The sequence below is a fragment of the Curtobacterium sp. MMLR14_010 genome, assembly GCF_001865015.1.
Taxonomy (GTDB): Bacteria; Actinomycetota; Actinomycetes; order Actinomycetales; family Microbacteriaceae; genus Curtobacterium.
In genome coordinates this window covers 1-24,460 of sequence record NZ_MJGV01000019.1, presented here as the reverse complement: position 1 = coordinate 24,460, position 24,460 = coordinate 1, and the positions used below count along the sequence as shown (strand labels likewise).

The following is a 24,460-nucleotide window of genomic DNA, read 5'->3' as shown; positions in this document are numbered from 1 at the left end:
GCTTCAGCACCTGACCGCGAGGGTGGTGCCCATGAACATCACCGACATGACCCGCACCCGTACCCGCCGCCTCGCCCTCTCCGCCTCCGTCCTCCTCGCCGGGGCGCTCGTCGTGACCGGCTGCGCGAACGACGACCGCGACGACGACGACCGCGCTGCCGGCACCGGGACCGCGCAGTCCTCCGGTGCAGCCGCCGGCTCGCCCAGCGGCGCCGCCACCTCGGCTGCCGCGTCGAACGACGCCATGGTCGCCGCCGTCGCGACCGCTCGGGACGCCGTCGGTTCCGGCACCGTCATCGGCGTCGAGCAGGAGGGCGGCGGGACCTCGTGGCAGGTCCTCGTCGTGACGTCCGACGGCCAGGAGCACGAGGTGCACACGAACGCCGCCGGGTCCTCCGTCGCGGGCACCCCGACGGTCGACGACTCCGACGCGGACGACGTGCGCGAGAACGAGCGCTTCGTCGACGCCGCGAAGCTCGACGTCGGCGACGCCGCCGGCAAGCTCCAGGACGTCGTCGCCGGGACCGTCACCGAGCTCGGGCTCGACGACCACCTCGGGAAGGTCGTCTGGGAGGGCGACGTGCGCGACGACGCCGGCACGAAGCACAGCATCCGCATCGACGCCGGTTCCGGTGCGACCGTCACGAACACGGTCGACACGGACGACTGAGCGGCGTCCCTCAGGACTCGGTCGGAGCCGGTTCGCCGAGGACGCGCTGCAGCGCCAGGGCCGCGACGCCCCGGTCGGACGTGTCGAGCAGCACGCGGTAGGTGTCCTCGGGCGTCACGAACTCCACGCAGACCGCGTCGAAGTCGCACGGCTCGATGCGCCAGCCCTGCACCTGCTCCATCGGCACCGCCGTGAGGCCCTCGCGCTCGTAGCTCGTCTCGGCGTGCACCCGGTCCGGGAACACCCGGACACGGCCGAAGGTGCCACGCCAGGAGAGCTGGAGGTCGAGCGTCGGGGAAGCAGAGAGGTCCGGCACCCGCTGATCGTAGCGGCGGGTGCCGGACCTCTCTGCGTCACGGGGACGCTCGTCGCGTTGCGCGGACAAGCATCAGGAGCGGGAGTCGCCCCCGTCGTCGCCGCGACGGACCTGGTTCGCCGGGTCGCGACCGGTGATCGGGTACGGGCCGGTGACGCCCTGGCGGAGCGAGGCGATGCGGAGGATCCGGTCGCGCTGCAGGAACCAGCCGACCACGAGCAGCGGGATGATGATCACGAGCGAGGCGATGGTGAGCGTGCCGACGGGCCAGTCGATCGCCATCAGCACGAGCACCGACACCAGGAACGCCAGGGTCAGCCACGAGGTGACGGGAGCGCCGGGCAGCTTGAACGAGGGTTCCTTCGCCAGGCCCTGCTTCGCCCACTGCCGGAGCTTCATCTGGCAGAGGATGATCGTGCCCCACGCCGTGATGATCCCGAGGCTGGCGACGTTCAGCGCGATCTCGAACGCCTGGCTCGGGACGAAGTAGTTGAGCGCGACGCCCGCGACCGTGAACGCGGCCGTCAGCAGGATGCCCGCGAACGGGACGCCGCCCTTGGTCATCTTCGTGGTCCACTTCGGGGCGGACCCGTTCATGCCCATGGAGTGCAGGGCGCGTCCGGTGGAGTACAGCCCCGCGTTGAGCGAGGAGAGCGCGGCGGTCAGGACGACGAAGTTCATGATCGAGCCGACGACCACCCCGACCTGCGGGTTGCCCAGCGACGAGAAGAACGTCACGAACGGGCTCTGGCCCTCCTTGTACGACGTGTACGGGAGCAGCAGCGAGAGCAGCACGACGGAGCCGACGTAGAACACCGCGATGCGGAGGACGACGGAGTTGATGGCGCGGGGGATGACCTTCTCGGTGTCCTGGGTCTCGCCGGACGCGGTGCCGACGAGCTCGATCGCGGCGTACGCGAACACGACGCCCTGGACCACCAGCACGGCGGGCAGCAGGCCGTTCGGGATCAGCCCGCCGTTGTCCTGCCAGATCGAGAAGCCGGTGCGCACCGCTTCGCCGCCGGTCTCGACCGGGAACGCGAAGATCAGCCAGACCAGTGCCACGACCAGGAACGCGACCAGCGCGACGACCTTGATGATGGCGAACCAGAACTCCAGCTCACCGAAGACCTTCACCGCCACCATGTTCGCCGCCAGGACGACGATCAGGGCGATGAGTGCCAGCAACCACTGCGGCGCCGCCGTGAAGGCCCGCCAGTACTGCAGGTACAGCGCGACCGCGGTGGTGTCGACGATCGAGGTCATCGCCCAGTTGAGGAAGTACATCCAACCGGCGGCGTACGCGAACTTCTCGCCGTAGAACTCGCGGGCGTAGGAGATGAACGACCCGGAGGACGGGCGGTGCAGGACGAGCTCGCCGAGCGCGCGGAGGATGAAGAACGCGAACACGCCGGCGATGAGGTACACGACGGCCAGGGCGGGCCCGGCGGTGTGCAGTCGCCCACCGGCGCCGAGGAAGAGCCCGGTGCCGATCGCGCCGCCGATGGCGATCATCTGGAGCTGCCGGGGCTTCAGTCCGTGCTGGTAGCCCTCCTGCTCGTGCGAGAAGTCGTTGGCGGGCGCATGGTCCGCCCCGGTGTCGTTCTGCGCTGTCATGGCCGACACGCTACATGCGGATCGGGCCGATGCGGCACATCCACCTCCGAACCGGCTGGGTCCTGTCCACCAACCTGCCGACATCGCACACGACCCCTCGCCGGGTCTGTCCGTCTCCTGGACGACCTCCGACGGACGTTGCCACGATGGTCGGATGGACATCCTCATCCGCCTCCTGGTCGCGGTCGGGTTCGCCCTCCTCGTCACCGCCGTCGTCGCCCTCGTCCTGCACCTGGTCTTCCGGGCACTCGGCCGTCGTGAACGCTGGGCCGCCTCGCTGTCCCGACGCTCGCGTCACGCCACCAGGACGATGCTGCTCGTCGCCCTGCTCTGGGTCGCGTTCGCCTCCTCGATCCCGGACACCGACCGGTACCCCTGGCGCGACGCGGTCTCCCACGTCTTCCTCGTCGCGACCATCGGCGTCGGCACGTGGCTCGCGTGCGTGCTCGCGGTGTTCCTCGAGAGCCTCGGGCTGCACAAGTACCGCGTCGACGTCCCCGACAACCGGGTCGCCCGCCGGATCCGCACCCAGGTCCTCATCCTCCGCCGGCTCACCGTCGCGGTGCTCGTCATCATCGGCGTCGGCGCGATCCTCCTGACGTTCCCCGGGGTCGAGGCCGCCGGTGCGAGCGTCCTCGCCTCGGCCGGGCTCATCTCGGTCATCGCCGGACTCGCCGCGCAGTCGACGCTCGGCAACGTGTTCGCGGGCATGCAGCTGGCGTTCTCCGGGTCGATCCGCGTGGACGACGTCGTCGTGGTCGAGCAGCAGTGGGGCCGCATCGAGGAGATCACCCTGACGTACGTGGTCGTCCACCTCTGGGACGACCGCCGCTTCGTGCTGCCGTCGACGTACTTCACGTCGACGCCCTTCGAGAACTGGACCCGCACGAGCAGCGAGCTCCTCGGCGCCGTCGAGTTCGACCTCGACTGGCGGGTCAGCCCCGCGGAGATGCGCACGGAGCTCGACCGCATCCTCGAGACGTCGACGATCTGGGACCGCCGCACGAAGGTGCTGCAGGTCACGGACGCGGTCGGCGGGATGGTGCGCGTGCGCATCCTCGTGACCGCACCGGACGCCGGCGGCCTGTTCGACCTGCGCTGCTACGTCCGCGAGGAGATGGTCGACTGGCTGCAGCGCACCCACCCGGACGCGCTCCCGGTCCAGCGCGTCCAGCTCGCGGAGCCGGCCGCTCCGGCCCGTCGGCGCAGCCGGTCGTCGGAGGGCGACGCGTCGCTCTTCGGCGAGGGCGACGAGCGCGCCGCCCTCTTCACGGGCCCGATCCAGACCTCGGACATCCGGGCGTCGGACGTCCCGCCGGAGCGGTAGGAGCGGTCGCGTCCGCCGGACGGTCCAGCAGGACGGACGGGAGGCTCGGTGCCAGCTGGCACCGAGCCTCCCGTCCGTCCCGTGGGGACGTCAGATCACGGCTGCCGCGAGCGGACCGCGCGGTCGTCCTCGACGACCGTGCCGATGGCGACGATCGTCGTCGAGATCCACGCCACCCACGTCAGGGCGAGACGCCAGTCCCGGGGTCCCTGACGGGTGGTCTGCAGAACGCTGTAGCCGCTGATGAGGGAACTCCACACCGCACCGTTGAACATGAACTTGCGCACAGATGCCTCCTGTTGTCGTCGGACCAACGCTACCGGTGGGTACATTGGAACGCCGCCGGGCGCACAGGCACCTCCGGCTCACCACCGCGAGGAGAACCACCGTGCGCCAAGCCGTCATCGGAGCCGCCCTGCTCGTCGCCGGGGCGGTGTGCGTGGCCCTCGGGCTGCTGCCGCTGACCGACCTCGGGGAGCTCGCCGCCCGGGTGCTGCCCGTGCTCGGGTTCGTCCTCGGGCTCACGATCGTCTCCGAGCTCGCCGCGGACGCCGGGGTGTTCGACCGCCTGGCCGACGTCGCCGCCCGCATCGGCGGAGGCCGCACCATCGGACTGTGGGGCGCCGTCGTCGTCCTCGCCGTCCTCTGCACCGTCTTCCTGTCCATCGACACGACCGCCGTGCTCCTCACGCCGATCGTCATCGCGCTGGCCCGCCGGGTGGGGCTCCCGCCGATGCCGTTCGCGCTGACCACCGTGTGGCTGGCGAACACGGCCTCGCTGCTGCTGCCCGTGTCGAACCTGACGAACCTGCTCGCCGTCGACCGCATCGGTCTCGACGGCCCGCTGCCCTTCGCCGGTCTGATGGTCTGGGCCGCGCTCGCCGGGGTCGTCGTGCCGTGCGCGGTGCTGCTCGTCGTGTTCCGCGGCAAGCTCTTCGGCCGGTACACGCCGGTCGAGGTCCGTCGTCCCGCCGACCCCGTCTTCTTCGGCGCGGCGTCGGCGGTGCTCGTGGCGCTCGTCATCGCGCTGACCGTGGGCGTCACGGTGTGGATCGCCGCACTGGCTGCCGCGGTGCTGCTCGTCGTGGTCGCGGCGTTCCGGGCGCCGTCCGAGCTGAAGCCGTCCCGGGTGCCGTGGTCGACGCTCGTGTTCGCGGCCGGGCTGTTCGTCGTCGTCGAGACCCTGCACACCACGGGCGTCACCGACCCGCTCGTCCAGGCGGTGTCGGGCGGCACGGGGACCGGGTCGCTGCTGTTGCTCGGCGGTGCGGGCGCGGTCACCGCCAACGTGATCGACAACCTGCCCGCCTACCTGGTGCTCGAGCCCTCGGCGGGGCACGAGGCCCTGCGGTACGCCGCGCTCCTCATCGGGGTGAACGCCGGCTGCCTCATCACGCCGTGGGCCTCGCTCGCAACGCTGCTGTGGCACGCCCGGCTCAGCGCCGAGGGCGTGCACCTGTCGTGGGGGCGCTACATGGCGCTCGGCTGCGTGGTCGCACCGCTCACGGTCGTCGCCGGCGTGCTCGCGCTGCGGCTGTAGCGCGGGGCCGTTCCATCGAGGGAGCAGAAAGCGTCGGGTGGGTCGCGCCGACCCGACGCCTTCTGCTCCCTCGATGCCGCGCGCGGCGACCCCGCGGCGCGTTCGCCGCGCGCTACAGCCAGTCGCGGTGCTTGAACGACCGGTAGAGCACCAGCGACGTCACGATGATGAGCGACAGGGACGCGTACAGGCCGCTCCAGTGCCCCTCGCCGGGGAACGACACGTTCTGCCCGAAGAAGCCGGTGATCGCGGTGGGGATGGCGATGATCGCCGCCCAGCTCGTCACCTTCTTCATCACGGTGTTCTGCCGGTTCGACGCCAGGTTGAGGTTCGTGTCGAGCACGCTGCCCACGGCGTCGCGGAGCTGGTCGACAGAGTCCGCGATGGAGACCAGGTGGTCCTCGACGTCGCGGAAGTACGGTCGGATGCCGTTGACGATGGTCTCCGCGTCCCCGTGCAGGAGCGACGCCACGCTGTCCTTCGTCGGCACCACCTGACGCCGGAGCACCCCGAGCGCCTTGCGCAGTCGGAAGGACCGACGCTGGATCTGCTGCTCGCGGGGGTCGCCGTGCTCGAACAGGTCGTCCTCGAGCGCGTCGATGTCCTGCTCGATCTGCTCGACCACCGCGGTGGCGTGGTCGACGACGGCGTCGAGGAGCGCCCACACGAGCCACGGCACCCCGTGCTCGGCCATGTCGGAGTTCGACGCCAGCCGACGCTCGACCGCGGCGATGTCGACGTCCGCGCCGTGGATCGTCACCAGGGCGCGCTTCGTCACGAAGGCCTTGACCTCGCGCGTGACCAGCTCGCCCTCGGCGTCCCGCCCGTGCACGTCGTACACGACCAGGAACAGGCTGTCGCGGTACCGGTCCAGCTTCGGACGCTGTCCGTGCTCGACGGCGTCCTCGACGGCGAGCGCGTGGATGCCGAGCTCTTCCTCGACCTGCTCGAGGTCGGCGGCCGACGGGTCCGTGTAGTCGATCCAGACGAAGGCGTCCTCATCGGCGACCAGGTCCGAGACGCGGTCGACGGGGAAGTCCCGCTCCGCGTCCGAACCGTTCCGCCACGAGCGAGTGCTGACCATGCGCCAGAGCCTAGTGAGCGACGACTGCGCGCCAGGACCGGGACGTCCGGCCCTGGCGCGCAGTCCGCTCAGGTTCCGCCGCTGGCGGGGCGTTCGTGCCGACGGCTCAGTAGGGGCTGACGAGCTCGCCGTCCTCGACCTTCAGGAACTCGTACACGTCGAAGGTGTCCTCGCCGTGGGTGCGCTTCCCGGAGTACGTCGTGTAGTCGTACTCGACGACGCCGTCCGACGTGCTCGTCACCTGCACGCTCCCGGACCCCGAGCCGACCACGCGCAGCTCGGGCTGCTTCGTGACCTCGTACTCGACCGCCCCCTCGGCGTCGTACGGGCCGTACCAGGGGCAGCCGCGGAGCGCGTCGACGCTGGTCTTCGCCGCGCACGCCGAGATCGCGTCGGCGACGAACGCCTCGGCGTCCTTCGTCAGCTTCTTCGTCGGCGTCGCGGTGAACGTGGCGAACCCGCTGCCGGACGCCCCGACCGACACCGTCTTCGTGCCGCCGGTGAAGTACTCCGACCCGCCGACCCGGACCGTGTACGACCCGGGGTAGGCGAGCGAGCGGAAGGAGCCGTCGCGGATGGTCCCGACCCGCTTGCCGCCGACCGTCACCGGTGCGCCCTCGAGCGTGGGCACGGCGGAGACGGACACGCTCTCGGCGAGCGGCGTGGTCACCCGCCACTCGTCCTTGACGAGCCAGCTCGTCCCGGTGCGTCGGAGTTCGACCTGCCCCGACCGGTTCTTGCCGTCCTGCGTGTAGCTGACGACCGCCATGGCCTGGTCACCGGTCGTCGTCACACGTCCGACCCGCACGTTCTCCGGCCGGTCCTCGGCGCTGCGGAGCACGACGCTCGTGAGCATGGGCGCGTCGTCCGGCAGCTCGCTCATCCGCTCGGCGGTGGCCGCGTCACCCGCGGCGATGGCGTCCACGTAGCTCCGGACGGTCGGCGCCGGTCCCCAGACGTTCGAGCGCAGGAGTCCGGTCGTCACCGCGCCGGCCACCACGACGACGACGACCGCGCCCGCGGCCACCAGGGAGCGGACGAGCACCCGCTTCGTCCGGGGCGACATCGGCGTGACGGCGCTCGCCGCGTCCGCCCCGATGAACGGCGTGGGACCACCGGCGGGGCCCTGCGCCCACGACGGCGCAGCAGCACCCGACGGCGCAGCGGCCCCCACCGGTGCAGCGGATCCTGCCGGCGTGGCGTTCCACGACGGTGCAGCGGCGCTCGACGGCGCAGCGGTGCCCGTCGGGCCGACCGTGCGCGGCGTGCCGAGGCCGGCCGGCGCTCCGCCGACGCCCCACGCGGGCACCGGCCTGGGGTCGGAACCCACGAGCCGTGCGGTCACCAGCAGCACGCGGCCGCCGAGCCGGGGGAGCAGGAGTGGTGCCAGGTACCGCGCGACGGCCTCGATCGCCGCGCCCCACAGCGCGAACACGACGGGCGTCCACGGTGCGACCCCGACGGATCCGGCACCGCCGACCGTCCGCGCGCCGGACACGTCGTACGACACCACGCCCGTGCCGAGCACGAAGGCGACCAGCCCGACGAGGAGCCAGGCGGCGGGGGAGACGACCCAGTCCAGCGTGGTGCGGGCCCGGTCGTTCCGGCGGACGGCGAGCGCCAGGCCAGCGGCGACCGCGGTGAGCACGACGAGCAGGACGACGAGCCACAGCCACCCGGATGAACCGAACACCGAGACGGTGTCGGAGGCGTTCCCGAACCCGGACACGCCGAGGCCACCGAGGAACCCGAGCGACACGACCGCCAGGGCGACGTTGCCGACGAGGAGCGGGAGCGCAGCACCCCAGCTGGGCTGGGCCACGAGCGCGACCACCGCGATGACGACCGTCACGAGGACGACGAGCATCCCGACCTGGGTCACGGCGACCCGTGCGGTGCCGAGTGCCCGCGCGGCCCACACGCGCCCGCGTCCGAGCAGCGACGGCCGGGCGAGGAGTGCGGCGAGCGCCCCGACGACGAACGCGCCCAGGACGCTGCCGACACCGACGGCGTGCACGGCGCTGATCGTCGCCCCGGTGCCGCGGGGGAACCGGATCGCCAGCGCCAGCGCGGCGAGCGAGGTGAACGCGGTGAGCACGAGCCCGGTGACCGCCGAGGTCAGGAGCACCTGCGGGAGCGCGAGCGACCTGGACCGCATGCGCCGGGTGATGACGACCGCCAGGACCACCTGCGCGGCGAGCACGAGTGCCGGCACCACGCCGAGCGACGCCGCTCCGGAGACACCGAGCAGCGGCACCGAGCCGGAGACGTGGAGCCGGCCGAGGTCGGCGAGGGCCACGAGCTGGGCGGGGGCGCCGAGGAGCACGCTGATGCCGGACAGCAGGCTCTGCAGGTCCGGCGCCGCGGAGCCGACCGCTCCCGGCCCGTCGTCGAGCGACCCGGAGCCGAGCGACGCGCTCCCCGAACCGCTGACGCCGACCGCCACCACGGTGAGCAGGAGCGACAGGGCGGCGACGACGTAGGCGGCGACCCACGCCGACGCGCCGGCGAGGACGGCGACCAGCCAGTCGCGACCGCCGACCGAGCGCAGCAGCCGGCCGAACGGGTCCGGCTCACGCCGGGCGGCAGAGCCAGCGGCAGCGCCAGCGGCGGGCCCAGCGGCCGGGCCACCGCCAGCGGCCGGGCCACCGCCGCCGCTGGGGACGGATCCGGCGGCAGCGCTCGGGTCGCTCGGTGGGACGGACGGGATGTCGCTCACGGCGGGGGTCCTCTCCGGCCGGGCGGCCGCGTGCCACCCCTCGGGCACGCTGTGTCCCCCCGACACGAACGGCAGCATATCGGCATCCCGCGGATCCACCGGGAGCGGCCTGTCGGCACGCTGGTAGTTTCGGTGGCGTGTCAGCTCCGCATCCTTCGTCCACCAAGTACTCCTTCGTCGTCGCCAGCAACCGTCTCCCCGTGGACCGCGTCGTCGACGAGGACGGCACCGAGGGCTGGCGGCACTCTCCCGGTGGCCTCGTCACCGCGCTCGAACCGGTCATGCGCGCCAACGACGGCGCCTGGGTCGGTTGGGTCGGTCAGCCCGACGTCGTGGTCGAGCCCTTCGACAACGAGGGCATCCACATCGTCCCGGTCCCGCTCAGCGCGAGCGAGGTGCAGGACTACTACGAGGGCTTCAGCAACGACACCCTCTGGCCGCTCTACCACGACGTCATCGAGCACCCGAGCTACCACCGCGACTGGTGGAACGCCTACAAGAGCGTGAACAAGCGCTTCGCGGAGCAGATCGCGGACATCGTCGAGCAGGACGGCATCGTCTGGGTGCAGGACTACCAGCTGCAGCTCGTCCCGGCCCTGCTGCGCGAGCTCCGCCCCGACGTCACGATCGGCTTCTTCAACCACATCCCGTTCCCACCCGTCGGCATCTACGCGCAGCTGCCGTGGCGCGCCCAGATCCTCGACGGCCTGCTCGGCGCCGACGTGATCGGCTTCCAGCGACAGGACGACGCGAGCGACTTCCTGCGTGCGGTCCGCCACATCAAGGGCTACACGACCAAGGGCACGACGATCGACGTCCCCGTCGACGACCCGGCCGCACCGCGGAGCCGCAAGGGCATCACCGTCCGCCACGTCGAGGCCCGGCACTTCCCGATCTCGATCGACGCCGAGAGCTTCGAGGACATCGCCAGGAAGCCCGAGGTGCAGGAGCGCGCCCGCGAGATCCGCGCCGGCCTCGGGAACCCGAAGACCGTGCTGCTCGGGGTCGACCGCCTCGACTACACCAAGGGCATCCGGCACCGCATCAAGGCGTTCGGCGAGCTCATCGAGGACGGCCGCGTCCGGGTCGAGGACGCCACCCTCGTGCAGGTCGCGAGCCCGAGCCGCGAGCGTGTCGACACCTACCGCACCCTGCGCGACGAGATCGAGCTGAGCGTCGGCCGGATCAACGGCGACCTCGGCACCATCGGCCACCAGCCGATCTCGTACCTGCACCACGGCTACCCGCGCGAGGAGATGGTCGCGCTCTACCTGGCCGCCGACATCATGCTCGTGACGGCGCTCCGCGACGGCATGAACCTCGTCGCCAAGGAGTACGTCGCCACCCGCTTCGACAACGACGGCGTGCTGATCCTCTCCGAGTTCGCCGGTGCCGCCGACGAGCTGAAGCAGGCGGTGATCATCAACCCGCACGACATCGGCGCCATGAAGGACGCCATCGAACGGGCGATCGAGATGCCGCGCCGCGAGCGCTCCACCCGCATGCGCGCGCTCCGCAAGCGCGTCCGCGACAACGACGTGGCGCGCTGGTCGCGCTCGTTCCTCGAGGCCCTCGACCGGCACGCCCCGCGCAACGCGCGGATCGACGCGTCGGCGACGGAGCCGGCCGACCGCCACCGCGAGGCCCAGACCGACGGCATGTCGATCTTCGACCAGGACGCCCAGAAGGCGCGTGCAGCAGAGGACACCCGGGAGGCCCGTGATGCGTGACGAGACCACGAACGACGACGAGACCACGGCTCCAGGGCTCGACACGGCCCTGGCGGACCTGGCTGCGGTCGACACGCTGCTGGTCGCCCTCGACTTCGACGGCACCCTGGCACCGTTCGCCGACGACCCCGGGCACGTCGGCGCGCTGCCCGGCAGCTGGGCCGCCGTGCTCACGCTGCAGCGCGCGAAGGACACCGAGGTCGTGCTCGTCTCGGGCCGGCCGCTCGACAGCCTCGCCGCGGTAACGCAGGCGCCGGACGACATGGCGCTCGTCGGCTCGCACGGTGTCGAGTGGCGGGTCGACGGCCACGCCGAGGCCGCCCTCACCGACGACGAGCAGCAGCGGGTCGCCCGGGTCGGTGCCGCGCTCGACGCGGTCGGCGCACGCTTCCCGGGCGTCGTCATCGAGCACAAGCCCGCCGGGCACGGCGTCCACACCCGCCGGGTCAGCGCCGAGGTCGCCGCCGAGGTGAACGCCGCGGCGAGTGCGGCGGCGCACGAGGCCGACGCCGACGTGCTCGAGCGCGGCGGCAAGGACATCCTCGAGTTCGCCGTGCGGCACGTCACGAAGGGCGACGCGATCGCCCGGCTCCGTGACCTGCGCGGGTCGGACGCCGTCTTCTTCGCGGGTGACGACGTCACCGACGAGGACGCCTTCCGCGTGCTCGGCGACGGCGACGTCGGCGTGAAGGTGGGGGAGGGCGACACGCTCGCCGGTTTCCGCGTCGCCGACCCGGCGGCCCTGACCGACGTCCTGAAGCAGCTCGCACGCCTGCGTGCGGTGCGCTGACCAGGTGATCCGAGCCTCCAGACCGGGTCGGTGACCATGCGGATGCATGGACGTGCGCCGCTGGTATCCCAATCCGTCCTAGACTCAGCGCATGCCTGACATCGACGTGAAGCCGCGGAGCCGGGTCGTCACCGACGGGATCGAAGCAACCACCTCGCGTGGCATGCTGCGGGCCGTCGGGATGGGCGACGAGGACTGGGAGAAGCCGCAGATCGGCATCGCCTCGTCCTGGAACGAGATCACCCCGTGCAACCTGTCCCTCGACCGACTCGCCCAGGGCGCCAAGGAAGGCGTCCACGGCGGTGGTGGCTACCCGCTGCAGTTCGGCACCATCTCCGTCTCCGACGGCATCTCGATGGGCCACGAGGGCATGCACTTCTCCCTCGTCTCGCGTGAGGTCATCGCGGACAGCGTCGAGACCGTCGTCAACGCCGAGCGCCTCGACGGCACCGTGCTGCTCGCCGGCTGCGACAAGTCGCTGCCGGGCATGCTCATGGCCGCGGCCCGCCTCGACCTGGCGAGCGTCTTCCTCTACGCCGGCTCGGTCATGCCGGGCTACGTCAAGCAGGCCGACGGCTCGATGAAGGAAGTCACGATCATCGACTCCTTCGAGGGCGTCGGGGCCTGCAAGGCCGGCACCATGAGCGAAGAGGAGCTCAAGAAGATCGAGTGCGCGATCGTCCCGGGCGAAGGCGCCTGCGGCGGCATGTACACGGCCAACACCATGGCGTCCGTCGCCGAGGCCCTCGGGATGTCGCTGCCCGGTTCGGCCGCGCCGCCCAGCGCCGACCGTCGTCGTGACTACTACGCGCACCGCTCCGGCGAGGCCGTCGTGAACATGCTCCGACTCGGCATCACCGCGCGCCAGATCCTGACGAAGGAGGCCTTCGAGAACGCCATCGCCGTCGCCATGGCCCTCGGCGGCTCGACCAACGTCGTGCTGCACCTGCTCGCGATCGCGCACGAGGCCGAGGTCGAACTCAGCCTCGACGACTTCAACCGCATCGGCTCGAAGGTCCCGCACCTTGCCGACATGAAGCCCTTCGGCAAGTACGTCATGCTCGACGTGGACCGCAACGGCGGCATCCCGGTGATCATGAAGGCGCTGCTCGACGCCGGCCTGCTGCACGGCGAGTGCATGACCGTGACGGGCAAGACCGTCGCGGAGAACCTCGCCGAGATCGACCCGCCCGAGCTCGACGGCAAGGTCTTCCGCACGCTCGACAACCCGATCCACGCCACCGGCGGCCTGACGATCCTGCAGGGCTCGTTCGCTCCCGAGGGCGCCGTCGTGAAGACGGCCGGCTTCGACGCCGAGGTCTTCGAGGGCCCGGCGCGCGTGTTCGACCGCGAGCGCTCCGCGATGGACGCCCTGACCGAGGGCCGGATCCAGAAGGGCGACGTCGTCGTCATCCGCTACGAGGGCCCCAAGGGCGGCCCCGGCATGCGCGAGATGCTCGCCATCACGGCGGCCATCAAGGGCGCGGGCCTCGGCAAGGATGTACTACTCTTGACCGACGGTCGATTCTCAGGCGGCACAACCGGCCTCTGCATCGGCCACATCGCACCGGAGGCAGTGGACGCAGGTCCAGTCGCCTTCGTTCGTGATGGCGACCGCATCCGTGTCGACATCGCGGCTCGGACGCTCGACCTACTGGTCGACGCCGCCGAGCTGGAGGCCCGCCGTGACGGCTGGGCGCCGCTGCCCCCGCGCTACACCCGCGGAGTCCTCGCGAAGTACGCCAAGCTCGTCCAGTCCGCCGCCAAGGGTGCGGTCACGGGCTAGCGTCGACACCCGCATCATCGCCACCTCTCCAGGCAGGAAACCCCACATGCCCACGGAAGCAACACCGCTGTCCGCGGCCACCGGAGCGCGTCGCACGCCGGAGGTCCTCACCGGGTCGGGAGCCGTCCTGCGGTCCCTCGAGCACCTCGGGATCACCGACGTCTTCGGACTCCCCGGCGGCGCGATCATCCCGTTCTACGACGAGCTCATGGCGTCGGAGACGATCCGCCACATCCTGGTCCGACACGAGCAGGGCGCCGGGCACGCCGCCGAGGGCTACGCGTCCTCGTCCGGCAAGGTCGGCGTCGCCATCGCCACGTCCGGCCCCGGTGCGACGAACCTCGTCACCGCGATCGCCGACGCCTACATGGACTCGGTGCCGTTCATCGCGATCACCGGCCAGGTGTTCTCGACGCTGATGGGCACCGACGCGTTCCAGGAAGCGGACATCGTCGGCATCACGATGCCGATCACGAAGCACTCGTTCCTGGTCACGAAGCCCGAGGACGTCCCCGCGACGATCGCGGCGGCCTACCAGATCGCGACGACGGGCCGACCCGGTCCGGTGCTCGTCGACATCACCAAGGACGCCCAACAGAAGTCGGCGCCGTACGTCTGGCCGCCCAAGGTCGACCTGCCCGGCTACCGCCCGGTCACGAAGGCCCACGGCAAGCAGATCACCGCCGCGGCCCAGCTGCTCGCGGAGTCGTCCCGCCCGGTGCTCTACGTCGGCGGTGGCGTGATCCGCTCCGGCGCGTCGAAGGAGCTCCTCGCCTTCGCCGAGGCCACCGGCGCCCCCGTCGTCACCACGTTGATGGCACGCGGCGCGTTCCCGGACTCGCACGCCCAGCACCTCGGCATGCCCGGCATGCACGGCACGGTGCCGGCGGTGCTCGGGCTGCAGGGGAGCGACCTCATCATCGCGCTCGGTGCCCGCTTCGACGACCGCGTCACGGGCAAGGTCGACGACTTCGCCCCGGGTGCCAAGGTCGTGCACGTCGACATCGACCCGGCCGAGATCTCGAAGATCCGGTACGCGGACGTCCCGATCGTCGGCGACGCCCGCGAGGTCCTGGTCGACCTCACCGCGGCCTGGGCCGACGTGTCCGTCGACGACCGTGCCTCGACCGCCGACTGGTGGGCGCACCTCGAGCAGCTGCGCACCGACTTCCCGCTCGGCTACACCGAGCCGACCGACGGACTCCTCGCCCCGCAGGCGATCATCAAGCGGATCGGCGAGATGACCGGACCCGAGGGCGTCTTCGCCTCCGGGGTCGGCCAGCACCAGATGTGGTCGGCGCAGTTCATCAAGTACGAGCGCCCGAACGCCTGGCTCAACTCCGGCGGCGCCGGCACGATGGGCTACTCCGTCCCGGCCGCGATGGGCGCCAAGGTGGCCCAGCCCGACCGCGTCGTCTGGGCGATCGACGGCGACGGCTGCTTCCAGATGACCAACCAGGAACTCGCGACCTGCGTCATCAACGACATCCCGATCAAGGTCGCGATCATCAACAACTCGTCGCTCGGCATGGTGCGGCAGTGGCAGACGCTGTTCTACGACGGACGCCACTCCTTCACCGACCTGCAGACGGGCCACGGCACCAAGCGGATCCCGGACTTCGTGAAGCTCGCCGACGCGTACGGTGCCCTCGGCATCCGCGTCGAGAAGGCGGACGAGGTCGACGCCGCCATCCAGCTCGCGCTCGACACGAACGACCGCCCGGTCGTCATCGACTTCGTCGTCAGCCGCGACTCCATGGTGTGGCCGATGGTCCCGCAGGGCACCGGCAACTCCTCCATCGAGTACGCCCGCGAACTCGCGCCCACCTGGGACGACGAGGACGCCGACATGACGGGAGAACCCGCATGAGCCACGTCCTGTCCCTCCTGGTGGAGGACAAGCCCGGTCTGCTGACGCGCGTCGCCGGGCTGTTCGCCCGACGGGGCTTCAACATCGAGTCCCTCGCCGTGGGCAACACCGAGGTGGAGGGCCTGTCCCGCATCACGGTGGTCGTCGACGTCGAGGACCTGCCGCTCGAACAGGTGACCAAGCAGCTCAACAAGCTCGTCAACGTCATCAAGATCGTCGAACTCGACTTCCCACAGTCGGTCCAGCGCGAGCACATGCTCGTGAAGGTCCGTGTCGACAACCAGACGCGCTCGGCCGTGCTCGAAGCAGTGACCCTGTTCCGTGCCCAGGTCGTCGACGTCGCGAACGACTCGCTCATCGTCGAGGTGACCGGTGACCCCGGCAAGATCCAGGCGATCCTCCGCGTGCTCGAGCCCTACGGCATCAAGGAGCTCGCCCGCGCGGGTCTCCTCGGCATGGGCCGCGGACCGAAGAGCATCACCGACCGGGTGCGCTGAGCACCGCCACGCACCCGCACGAACACCGACCCAGGAGAACCACACCGTGACTGACATCGTGTACGACGCCGACGCCGACCTGACGCTCATCCAGGGCAAGAAGGTCGCGGTCATCGGCTACGGCTCGCAGGGCCATGCCCACGCCCTCAACCTCCGCGACTCCGGCGTCGAGGTGAAGATCGGTCTGCAGGAGGGCTCCAAGAGCCGCCAGAAGGCCGAGGAGGCTGGCTTCGAGGTACACACGCCCGCCGAGGCCACGAAGTGGGCCGACGTCATCGTGATCCTCGCGCCCGACCAGGTCCAGCGCATCGTCTACAAGGACGACATCGAGCCGAACCTGCAGCCGGGTGCCACGCTCGTCTTCGGCCACGGCTTCAACATCCGCTACGGCTACATCGAAGCGCCCGCCGGCGTCGACGTCACCCTCGTCGCCCCGAAGGGCCCGGGTCACACCGTGCGCCGCGAGTACGAGGCCGGCCGCGGCGTCCCCGTGATCGTCGCCGTCGAGGTCGACTCGTCCGGCAGCGCCTGGGACCTCGCCTGGTCCTACGCGAAGGCCATCGGCGGTCTGCGCTCCGGCGGCATCAAGACGACCTTCACCGAGGAGACCGAGACCGACCTGTTCGGCGAGCAGGCCGTCCTCTGCGGTGGCACGTCGCAGCTCATCCAGTACGGCTTCGAGACCCTGGTCGAGGCGGGCTACCAGCCGCAGATCGCGTACTTCGAGGTCCTGCACGAGCTCAAGCTCATCGTCGACCTGATCTGGGAGGGCGGCCTCACCAAGCAGCGCTGGTCGATCTCCGACACGGCCGAGTTCGGTGACTACGTCTCCGGCCCGCGCGTGATCTCGCCCGAGGTCAAGGAGAACATGAAGGCGGTGCTCGCGGACATCCAGAACGGTGCCTTCGCGAAGCGCTTCATCGACGACCAGGACGCCGGTGCCCCGGAGTTCAAGGCCCTGCGCGAGAAGGGCGAGGGCCACCCGATCGAGGCCACCGGCCGCGAGCTCCGCAAGCTGTTCGCGTGGAAGCAGTCGGACTCCGACTACGTCGACGGTTCGGCCGCGCGGTAGTCTTCTCGAGAACCACTCGACGACGAGGCGGCGGTGTGCACCCGTGCACCGCCGCTTCTCGATGTGACCCGAACCACATGCAGCCCTTCTCCACCACCCCCGGCGCCGCGCACAGGCGTCCCTCCGCCCCTGCCCAGGACGTCGAGCGACGCCGCTCGTCCTCGCTGGGCGGTCCCCGCACCGCGTGGCAGGACCAGCCCGACCAGCATGGGATGATCGTTCGATGGCGGTGACGAAGCGAGCGGTCCACATCGGCGCCGGCAAGATCGGGCGCGGCTTCGTGGGCCAGTTCCTCGTGGCGAGCGGCTACGAACTCACCTTCGTCGACGTCGACGAGCGTGTCGTGTCCGCCCTCAACGAAGCCGGCCGCTTCGTCGTGCACGAGGTCGGTGAGGCCCCGGTCGAACACGTCGTGCACGGCTTCCGCGCACTCAGCAGCAAGTCCGACCGCGCCCGGGTCGTGCAGGCCATCGCCGAGGCGGACGTCGTCACCACCGCCGTCGGTGCCCGCACCCTGCCGCTCGTCGCCCCGATCATCGCCGAAGGCCTCGCGGCACGCCCGGTCGAGGCCGGGGTCGTCACGATCGTGGCGTGCGAGAACGCCTACAACGCCACCGACTCCCTGCACGCCAGCATCCGTCGCGCTCCGGTGCTCGAGGACCGTGACGTCGCCGCGGTCTTCGCCAACTGCGCGATCGACCGCATCGTCCCCGACCAGTCCGGCGTCCTCGGACAGTCCGGCGGGCTCGACGTCGTGCTCGAGCCCTTCTACGAGTGGGTCATCGAGCGCACCCCGTTCGCCGGGACCGACGCCGAACCGCCGGCGATCGAGGGCGTCACCTGGGTCGACGACCTCCAGCCGTTCGTCGAACGGAAGCTCTACACGGTGAACACCGCCCACGCGACGGCCGCCTACCACGGCTACGTCCGCGGGATCCGGCTCATCCGCGAGGCCCTCGACGACCCCGCGGTGCGCGCCGCGGTGGACGGCGTCCTCGCGGAGACCACCGAGCTCCTCGTCGCCAAGCACGGCTTCGACCGCGCGGACCACGCCCGCTACGTCGCCGCGAACCTGTCCAGGATCGCGAACCCGCACCTGCCGGACACCACCGCGCGCGTCGGGCGGAACCCGCTCCGCAAGCTCGGTCGCCGCGAACGCTTCGTCGGTCCTGCCGCCCAGCTCGCCGAGCGGGGGATGCCCGTCGAGCACCTCGTCGGCGCGGTCCGCGTGGCGCTCGCCTTCGACGACCAGGACGACCCCGAGTCGATCGAGCTGCACGCGCTGCTCCGCTCCGGTGCGACGGCGCACGCGCTCACCGAGATCCTCACCGGACTCATGGAGAGCCACCCGCTGTTCCCGGCCGTGCGCGACGTGGTCGCCGAGGTCCTGCAGACCGAGGCAGCGGACGTCTGAGCCGTCCACAGGACGCCTCGTCCGGTCACGGCTGTCCGCGGCCTCTCGTAGGATCGACGGCATGACCCCGGCACCACCTGCACACGACGGCGCCGCCGCGTCCCCGCCGGATCCGGCCGTCGACCACGACGACGACGCCGCGCTCTCGTGGGGCGACGCCGCCGACGCCACCCACGTGGACGCCGCGCACAACCCGGTCCGGGTCCGTGCGGGCCGCGAGTCCGACGCCGAGCAGCCGCTCGGGTCCGGGGCGCTCATCGGCACGGGCGTCTTCGGCGGCGTCTACCTGCTCTACACGGTCGCCTGGCTCGTCAGCGCCAGCGTGCTGACCATCACCGGGACGGGCGTCGTCGGCATCCTGGCGGAGGTCATGCGCGTCCTCGCGATCACGGCACCGGCCGTCTGGTTCGCCGCCACGCTCTGGCTCGGACAGCACAGCCGCACCCGCACCCGGTTCACCTGGCTGCTCGTCGGCGCGCTCGTGTTGATCCCGTGGCCCTTCATCATGACCAGGAGCTTCGGATGACCGCCGAGCTGACCGACCGTCCCCGCGTCGTGACGACCGGCAAGGTGGTCGTCTGGGTCGTCGCGGCGCTCTGCCTGGCCCTGGTGACCTGGCTCGCCGTCGGCAACCTCGTCGGCGTCTCCCGGTCCGTCGCGGACTTCAACGCCTTCGTGCACAAGAACGGCGGCACCGGCCTCGAGACCTCGACGCCGTGGGTCGCGCTCGTCATCGACGTCGCCATCGCGCCGGTCGCCTTCGTCGTCGCCTGGGTCGTGTCCCGCCGGATGGACCTCGTCCGCACGGTCGTGGTCTTCGTCGCCGCGTTCTGCGCGGTCTCCGCGCTCTGGTTCACCCTGCTGCAGTACGTCGGGTCGACCCTGCGCATCGGGTCCTGACCCGGCCACCAGCCGGACAGGAGGCCCGTGGCGGCGCCGCCACGAGCCTCCAGCCCGTCATGTGGTCCTCCACAGGGCCGCGCCGACGGTCGTAACGCGCCCGTCGGCGTCGATACGATGGGCGGACACCGCCCGTCTCGTGTGAGGAAACAGCTGTGCCGAAGCCGGTCGTCCTGATCGCCGAAGAACTCTCGCCCGCCACAGTCGACGCCCTCGGGCCCGACTTCGAGATCCGGAACGTGGACGGCACCGACCGTGCCGCACTCCTGGCCTCCCTTGCCGACGCGCACGCCGTCCTGGTGCGTTCCGCCACCAAGGTCGACGCCGAGGCGATCGCCGCGGCACCGAACCTCAAGGTCGTCGCCCGTGCCGGCGTCGGGCTCGACAACGTCGACATCAAGGCGGCCACCACCGCCGGTGTGATGGTCGTCAACGCGCCGACATCGAACATCATCTCGGCGGCCGAGCTCACGGTCGGGCACATCCTGTCGCTCGCGCGCCACATCCCGGCCGCGCACGCCTCCCTGGCTGCCGGCGCGTGGAAGCGGTCCGCGTACACCGGCGTCGAGCTCTACGAGAAGACCGTCGGCATCATCGGCCTCGGTCGCATCGGTGCCCTCATCACGCAGCGGCTGCAGGCCTTCGGCGTCTCGGTCATCGCGTACGACCCCTACGTCACCACGGCCCGCGCCCAGCAGCTCGGCGTCGAGCTCGTCTCGCTCGACGACCTGCTCCGCCGTGCCGACTTCGTCACGATCCACATGCCGAAGACCCCCGAGACCCTCGGGATGATCTCCGACGACCAGTTCGCGGTGATGAAGCCGACCGCGTTCGTCGTGAACGTCGCCCGCGGCGGCCTGATCGACGAGGACGCCCTGCACCGGGCCCTGACCGCCGGGCAGATCGCCGGCGCCGGCCTCGACGTCTTCGTCACCGAGCCCCCGACGGACTCGCCGCTGCTCGCCCTGCCGAACGTCGTCGTCACGCCGCACCTCGGTGCCTCGACCGACGAAGCCCAGGAGAAGGCGGGTGTCTCGGTCGCCAGGTCCGTGCGGCTGGCCCTCGGCGGAGAACTCGTCCCCGACGCCGTCAACGTCGCCGGTGGCGTCATCGACCCGTACGTCCGCCCGGGGATCCCGCTGGTCGAGAAGCTGGGCCAGGTCTTCACCGCGCTCGCCACCTCGCCGGTCACCAGCATCGACGTCGAGGTCCACGGCGACCTCGCCGGGTACGACGTCAGCGTGCTGAAGCTCGCGGCGCTCAAGGGCGTCTTCACGGACGTCGTCAGCGACCAGGTCTCCTACGTCAACGCCCCGCTCATCGCGGAGCAGCGCGGCGTGACCGTGCGGCTCATCACGGACACCGACAGCACCGAGTACCGCAACGTCCTGACGATCCGCGGCGCCCAGTCCGACGGCCCCGCGATCAGCGTCTCGGGGACCCTGACCGGCCCGAAGCAGGTCGAGAAGCTCGTCGAGATCAACGGCTACGACGTCGAGGTCGCACTCGACAAGCACCACGTGGTCATGGACTACACCGACCGCCCGGGCATCGTCGCGGTCTACGGCAAGGAGTTCGGCGAGGCCGGCATCAACATCGCGGCGATGCAGATCGCGCGCCAGGCCGCCGGCGGACAGGCCCTCAGCGTCCTGACCGTGGACTCGCCCGTGCCCGCGGAGATCCTCGAGCACGTCCGTTCGACGATCGACGCCTCGTCGCTCCGCGAGATCGACATCACCCTCTAGGGGCCCGCATGACGCAGACACTCCAGCTCGCGGTCATCCGCGGCGACGGCATCGGCCCCGAGGTCGTGGACCAGGCCCTCCGGGTCCTGCACGCCGTCGCCCCGGACGACCTGGTCGTGCACGAGACGCCCTTCGCCCTCGGCGCGACCCGGTACCTCGAGACCGGGGAGATCCTGACGCAGGACGACCTCGACGCCCTCGCCACGCACGACGCGATCCTGCTCGGCGCCGTCGGCGGCGACCCCCGCGACCCGAGGCTCGCCGGCGGGATCATCGAGCGGGGACTGCTGCTGCGGCTCCGGTTCGCGTTCGACCACTACGTCAACCTGCGCCCGACCAAGGTCCACGACGCCGTCGCCTCCCCGCTCGCGGCGCCCGGCGCCGTCGACTTCGTGGTGGTGCGCGAGGGCACCGAGGGGCCGTACGTCGGCAACGGGGGAGCGATCCGCGTCGGCACGCCGCACGAGATCGCGACCGAGGTCTCGCTGAACACGGCGCACGGTGTCGAGCGCACCGTCCGCTACGCGTTCGACCTGGCCAGCCGACGCGAGCGCAGGCACCTGACGCTGGTGCACAAGAGCAACGTCCTGGTGCACGCCGGGGCCCTCTGGCAGCGCACCGTCGACGCTGTGTCGCAGGAGCACCCCGACGTCACCGTCGACTACCAGCACGTGGACGCCGTGACCATCCACATGGTCCGCGACCCCGGTCGCTTCGACGTCATCGTCACGGACAACCTGTTCGGCGACATCATCACCGACCTGGCCGGCGCGATCAGCGGCGGCATCGGTCTGGCGGCCTCCGGGAACATCAACCCGGACGGCACCTTCCCCAGCATGTTCGAGCCGGTGCACGGTTCCGCGCCGGACATCGCCGGCCAGCAGCGAGCCGACCCCACGGCTGCGATCCTGTCCGTCGCCCTCCTGCTCGACCACATCGGTCGCGCGGACCTGGCGGCGGTCGTGACGGCCGCGGTCGAGGCCGACCTGGCCGACCGGGGCACATCCGAGCGGAGCACGACCTCGATCGGCGACGCCGTCGTCAGCGCGGTCACCGCACGCACCACCACCGCCTGAGAAGGAGCCACCCCGATGAGCAGCGACACCGTCAACGCCGACTCGGTCTTCGGACTCGAGTTCTCCACCACCCCGTCGGCGCAGCGTCGCGCGGAGGCCGAGCGTGAAGTGATCCTCGCGGACCCCGGCTTCGGCAAGCACTTCACCGACCACATGGCCACCATCGAGTGGACGGTCGACGACGGCTGGCACGACGCCTCGATCCACCCGTACGGACCGCTCTCGCTCGACCCGAGCGCCAGCGTCCTGCACTACGCGCAGGAGATCTTCGAGGGGCTGAAGGCCTACCGGCACGCCGACGGGTCCGTGTGGACCTTCCGCCCGGAGGCCAATGCCCGCCGCTTCCAGCGGTCCGCGCGTCGCCTGGCGCTGCCGGAGCTCCCGGTCGAGGCCTTCGTCGAGTCCATCCGGCAGCTCGTCCGCACCGACGTGGACTGGGTGCCGTCGGCCCCGGAGACCAGCCTGTACCTGCGACCGTTCATGATCGCGACGGAGTCCTTCCTCGGGGTGCGCGCTGCCCAGGCCGTGGCGTACCACTGCATCGCCAGCCCGGCCGGTGCGTACTTCACCTCGGGCCCGAAGCCCGTGTCCATCTGGCTCTCGACGAACTACGCCCGGGCCGGCCGCGGTGGCACCGGTGCCGCGAAGACGGGTGGCAACTACGCCGCGTCCCTGCTCCCGCAGCAGGAGGCCTACGAGCACGGGTGCCAGCAGGTGATGTTCCTCGACTCGGAAGAGGGGCGCTACCTCGAGGAGCTCGGCGGCATGAACGTCGTGCTCGTCAAGGCGGACGGCACCCTGGTGACGCCCGACTCGCCCTCGATCCTCGAGGGCATCACGCGCGACTCGATCCTGCAGCTGGCCGAGGACCGCGGCCTGACGGTGGAACGCCGACGCGTGACGCTCGACGAGTGGCGTGACGGCGTGGCCGACGGCTCGATCACCGAGGCCTTCGCGTGCGGCACGGCCGCCGTGGTGACCCCGATCGCCGAGCTCCGCGGCGACGGCTTCACGATCGGGTCCCCGACGGTTGGGGCCGGCGAACTCACCATGTCCCTGCGCGAGGAGCTCACCGACATCCAGTCCGGCCGTCGTCCCGACCCGCACGGGTGGATGACCAAGCTGACCGACGCGTCCTGATCGCGGCGCGGACGTCGGTAGGGTCGAACGGTGAAGATCGCACGGTTCAGCAGCAAGGGTGAAGACCCCCGGTACGGCATCCTCGACGAGCGCGCTCTGGTGGTGCTCGCGGGAGACCCGATGTACCAGGGCTTCGAGACGACGGGAGAGCGGGTGCCGCTGTCGGACGTCAAGCTCCTCGCACCGGTGATCCCGCGGTCCAAGGTCATCGGCGTCGGGCTCAACTACGCCGAACACGCGGCCGAGATGGACGACGTGTCGAGTGACGACCCCGTGGTGTTCCTCAAGCCGAACACGTCGGTGATCGGTCCCGACGAACCGATCCGCCTGCCCGAGGGCATCGGACGAGTCGACCACGAGGGCGAGCTCGCCATCGTGATCGGCTCCCTCGCGAAGAACGTCAAGCGCGAGGACTTCGCCAGCGTGATCCTCGGGTACACCATCGCGAACGACGTCACCGCTCGTGACCTGCAGGCACGCGACGGTCAGTGGGCCCGGGCGAAGGGCTTCGACACGTTCTGCCCGCTCGGCCCCGTGATCGAGACCGAGATCGACCCGTCGGACATCCGCCTGGAGACCCGCGTCGACGGTGACCTGCGCCAGGTGGCCTCGACGAGCGAGATGGTGCACGACATCCCGTCGCTCATCGAGTTCGTGTCGGCGATCTGGACGCTGCTGCCCGGTGACGTGATCCTGACCGGCACGCCGTCCGGTGTCGGCGAGATCCGCGACGGCGAGGTCGTCGAGGTCACCGTCTCGGGGATCGGCACGCTGAAGAACCCCGTCATCGCACGCCACTGAACGACCCCGACCGCACGGTCACGAGGGCCCGACGTCCACCCGGATGTCGGGCCCTCGGTCGTTCCCGGAGCCCGATCCCCGTCGTTCCGGGCGACACGCCGTCGTGCGGCTCCGGTTTGCCCGATCCGCGGATCGTGCGTAATGTTCTTACTCGTCACCCCAAAGGTGCGGCGGAGACGCCGAGACGGTCACCGGAGCGAGAGCCCCCAACGACGCAGTCCGGATCGCGCCGACCTCAAGCGGGGGCCACCCACTCCAATGAAGCCGGTCATCATGACCGCCACTGAAGTAGTGGTACAGTACCGAAGTTGCCTGGACGGGCATCCCGCAAGGGGAAGAAGTCCGGTGCGTCTGGTCCTTGAGAAC

The 24,460-nt window shown here is 70.9% G+C and carries 21 protein-coding genes; 16 read left to right on the top strand and 5 right to left on the bottom strand.

What is annotated here, in order from left to right; all coding sequences use genetic code 11:
* The first annotated feature begins 31 nt into the window (after nucleotides 1-31).
* Nucleotides 32-670, top strand: a complete 639-nt coding sequence (locus BIU98_RS03190) for a PepSY domain-containing protein (RefSeq protein ID WP_071271381.1) — start codon at nucleotides 32-34, stop codon at nucleotides 668-670.
* 10 nt (nucleotides 671-680) lie between these two features.
* Here the strand turns inward: BIU98_RS03190 and BIU98_RS03185 are convergent, their stop codons facing one another.
* Entirely contained in the window at nucleotides 681-986 is a 306-nt protein-coding gene (locus BIU98_RS03185) for a hypothetical protein (RefSeq protein WP_071271378.1), read from the bottom strand.
* A 72-nt stretch (nucleotides 987-1,058) separates the two neighbouring features.
* Nucleotides 1,059-2,603, bottom strand: coding sequence for an amino acid permease (locus BIU98_RS03180; RefSeq protein ID WP_071271375.1), 1,545 nt, complete (start codon nucleotides 2,601-2,603; stop codon nucleotides 1,059-1,061).
* Nucleotides 2,604-2,757: 154 nt separating this feature from the next.
* Between BIU98_RS03180 and BIU98_RS03175 the strand changes: the two genes are divergently transcribed.
* On the top strand, nucleotides 2,758-3,930 hold the full coding sequence (locus BIU98_RS03175; protein WP_071271372.1) for a mechanosensitive ion channel family protein: 1,173 nt from the start codon (nucleotides 2,758-2,760) through the stop codon (nucleotides 3,928-3,930).
* A 95-nt stretch (nucleotides 3,931-4,025) separates the two neighbouring features.
* On the opposite strand, the gene BIU98_RS03170 is transcribed toward BIU98_RS03175, so the two are convergent.
* Nucleotides 4,026-4,217, bottom strand: coding sequence for a hypothetical protein (locus BIU98_RS03170; RefSeq protein ID WP_071271369.1), 192 nt, complete (start codon nucleotides 4,215-4,217; stop codon nucleotides 4,026-4,028).
* Between the two features lie 101 nt (nucleotides 4,218-4,318).
* Between BIU98_RS03170 and BIU98_RS03165 the strand changes: the two genes are divergently transcribed.
* Nucleotides 4,319-5,470: an SLC13 family permease gene (locus BIU98_RS03165; protein ID WP_071271366.1), complete on the top strand. Its 1,152-nt coding sequence runs from the start codon at nucleotides 4,319-4,321 to the stop codon at nucleotides 5,468-5,470.
* Nucleotides 5,471-5,582: 112 nt separating this feature from the next.
* On the opposite strand, the gene BIU98_RS03160 is transcribed toward BIU98_RS03165, so the two are convergent.
* Nucleotides 5,583-6,554 (bottom strand): magnesium transporter CorA family protein, encoded by a 972-nt coding sequence (locus tag BIU98_RS03160; protein WP_071271363.1) that lies wholly within the window; start codon nucleotides 6,552-6,554, stop codon nucleotides 5,583-5,585.
* Between the two features lie 106 nt (nucleotides 6,555-6,660).
* Entirely contained in the window at nucleotides 6,661-9,273 is a 2,613-nt protein-coding gene (locus tag BIU98_RS19245) for a hypothetical protein (protein WP_175481279.1), read from the bottom strand.
* Nucleotides 9,274-9,410: 137 nt separating this feature from the next.
* Between BIU98_RS19245 and otsA the strand changes: the two genes are divergently transcribed.
* From otsA to BIU98_RS03090, 13 genes are all read left to right on the top strand, one after another.
* A complete protein-coding gene (gene otsA / locus BIU98_RS03150) occupies nucleotides 9,411-11,003 on the top strand; it encodes an alpha,alpha-trehalose-phosphate synthase (UDP-forming) (RefSeq protein WP_071271357.1) in 1,593 nt (530 codons plus the stop codon).
* Nucleotides 10,996-11,793, top strand: a complete 798-nt coding sequence (gene otsB, locus BIU98_RS03145) for a trehalose-phosphatase (RefSeq protein ID WP_071271354.1) — start codon at nucleotides 10,996-10,998, stop codon at nucleotides 11,791-11,793. The genes otsA and otsB overlap by 8 nt, the downstream gene beginning before the upstream one ends.
* 91 nt (nucleotides 11,794-11,884) lie before the next feature.
* Entirely contained in the window at nucleotides 11,885-13,579 is a 1,695-nt protein-coding gene (gene ilvD / locus BIU98_RS03140) for a dihydroxy-acid dehydratase (protein ID WP_071271351.1), read from the top strand.
* 46 nt (nucleotides 13,580-13,625) lie between these two features.
* Entirely contained in the window at nucleotides 13,626-15,449 is a 1,824-nt protein-coding gene (locus BIU98_RS03135) for an acetolactate synthase large subunit (RefSeq protein WP_071271348.1), read from the top strand.
* The gene (ilvN, locus tag BIU98_RS03130) at nucleotides 15,446-15,946 is read left to right on the top strand and encodes an acetolactate synthase small subunit (protein ID WP_071271345.1); all 501 of its coding nucleotides are present in this window, start codon (nucleotides 15,446-15,448) and stop codon (nucleotides 15,944-15,946) included. The genes BIU98_RS03135 and ilvN overlap by 4 nt, the downstream gene beginning before the upstream one ends.
* A 46-nt stretch (nucleotides 15,947-15,992) precedes the next feature.
* Complete coding sequence (gene ilvC, locus BIU98_RS03125; RefSeq protein ID WP_071271342.1) at nucleotides 15,993-17,018, top strand: ketol-acid reductoisomerase; 1,026 nt, start codon at nucleotides 15,993-15,995, stop codon at nucleotides 17,016-17,018.
* Nucleotides 17,019-17,241: 223 nt separating this feature from the next.
* On the top strand, nucleotides 17,242-18,432 hold the full coding sequence (locus tag BIU98_RS03120; RefSeq protein WP_071271339.1) for a mannitol-1-phosphate 5-dehydrogenase: 1,191 nt from the start codon (nucleotides 17,242-17,244) through the stop codon (nucleotides 18,430-18,432).
* A gap of 61 nt (nucleotides 18,433-18,493) precedes the next feature.
* On the top strand, nucleotides 18,494-18,958 hold the full coding sequence (locus tag BIU98_RS03115) for a hypothetical protein (RefSeq protein ID WP_071271336.1): 465 nt from the start codon (nucleotides 18,494-18,496) through the stop codon (nucleotides 18,956-18,958).
* Entirely contained in the window at nucleotides 18,955-19,332 is a 378-nt protein-coding gene (locus tag BIU98_RS03110) for a hypothetical protein (protein ID WP_071271333.1), read from the top strand. Before BIU98_RS03115 ends, BIU98_RS03110 begins: the two co-directional genes overlap by 4 nt.
* A gap of 155 nt (nucleotides 19,333-19,487) precedes the next feature.
* Nucleotides 19,488-21,077 carry a phosphoglycerate dehydrogenase gene (gene serA / locus BIU98_RS03105; protein WP_071271330.1) on the top strand — a complete coding sequence of 530 codons (1,590 nt, stop codon included), beginning with the start codon at nucleotides 19,488-19,490 and terminating at the stop codon, nucleotides 21,075-21,077.
* An 8-nt stretch (nucleotides 21,078-21,085) separates the two neighbouring features.
* Nucleotides 21,086-22,153, top strand: coding sequence for a 3-isopropylmalate dehydrogenase (locus tag BIU98_RS03100; RefSeq protein WP_071271327.1), 1,068 nt, complete (start codon nucleotides 21,086-21,088; stop codon nucleotides 22,151-22,153).
* Nucleotides 22,154-22,168: 15 nt separating this feature from the next.
* Nucleotides 22,169-23,293, top strand: coding sequence for a branched-chain amino acid aminotransferase (locus tag BIU98_RS03095; protein ID WP_071271324.1), 1,125 nt, complete (start codon nucleotides 22,169-22,171; stop codon nucleotides 23,291-23,293).
* 30 nt (nucleotides 23,294-23,323) lie between these two features.
* Entirely contained in the window at nucleotides 23,324-24,094 is a 771-nt protein-coding gene (locus BIU98_RS03090) for a fumarylacetoacetate hydrolase family protein (protein WP_071271321.1), read from the top strand.
* The last annotated feature ends 366 nt before the right edge of the window (nucleotides 24,095-24,460 follow it).

Excerpts from the sequence above, each read along its gene's own strand:
- ilvD (WP_071271351.1), top strand. The coding sequence starts at position 11,885 with ATGCCTGACATCGACGTGAAGCCGCGGAGCCGGGTCGTCACCGACGGG.
- otsB (WP_071271354.1), top strand. The coding sequence starts at position 10,996 with ATGCGTGACGAGACCACGAACGACGACGAGACCACGGCTCCAGGGCTC.
- BIU98_RS03160 (WP_071271363.1), bottom strand. The coding sequence starts at position 6,554 with ATGGTCAGCACTCGCTCGTGGCGGAACGGTTCGGACGCGGAGCGGGAC.
- BIU98_RS03115 (WP_071271336.1), top strand. The coding sequence starts at position 18,494 with ATGACCCCGGCACCACCTGCACACGACGGCGCCGCCGCGTCCCCGCCG.
- BIU98_RS03180 (WP_071271375.1), bottom strand. The coding sequence starts at position 2,603 with ATGACAGCGCAGAACGACACCGGGGCGGACCATGCGCCCGCCAACGAC.
- ilvN (WP_071271345.1), top strand. The coding sequence starts at position 15,446 with ATGAGCCACGTCCTGTCCCTCCTGGTGGAGGACAAGCCCGGTCTGCTG.
- BIU98_RS03100 (WP_071271327.1), top strand. The coding sequence starts at position 21,086 with ATGACGCAGACACTCCAGCTCGCGGTCATCCGCGGCGACGGCATCGGC.
- BIU98_RS03190 (WP_071271381.1), top strand. The coding sequence starts at position 32 with ATGAACATCACCGACATGACCCGCACCCGTACCCGCCGCCTCGCCCTC.
- BIU98_RS03110 (WP_071271333.1), top strand. The coding sequence starts at position 18,955 with ATGACCGCCGAGCTGACCGACCGTCCCCGCGTCGTGACGACCGGCAAG.
- BIU98_RS03135 (WP_071271348.1), top strand. The coding sequence starts at position 13,626 with ATGCCCACGGAAGCAACACCGCTGTCCGCGGCCACCGGAGCGCGTCGC.
- BIU98_RS03120 (WP_071271339.1), top strand. The coding sequence starts at position 17,242 with ATGGCGGTGACGAAGCGAGCGGTCCACATCGGCGCCGGCAAGATCGGG.
- BIU98_RS03095 (WP_071271324.1), top strand. The coding sequence starts at position 22,169 with ATGAGCAGCGACACCGTCAACGCCGACTCGGTCTTCGGACTCGAGTTC.
- BIU98_RS03175 (WP_071271372.1), top strand. The coding sequence starts at position 2,758 with ATGGACATCCTCATCCGCCTCCTGGTCGCGGTCGGGTTCGCCCTCCTC.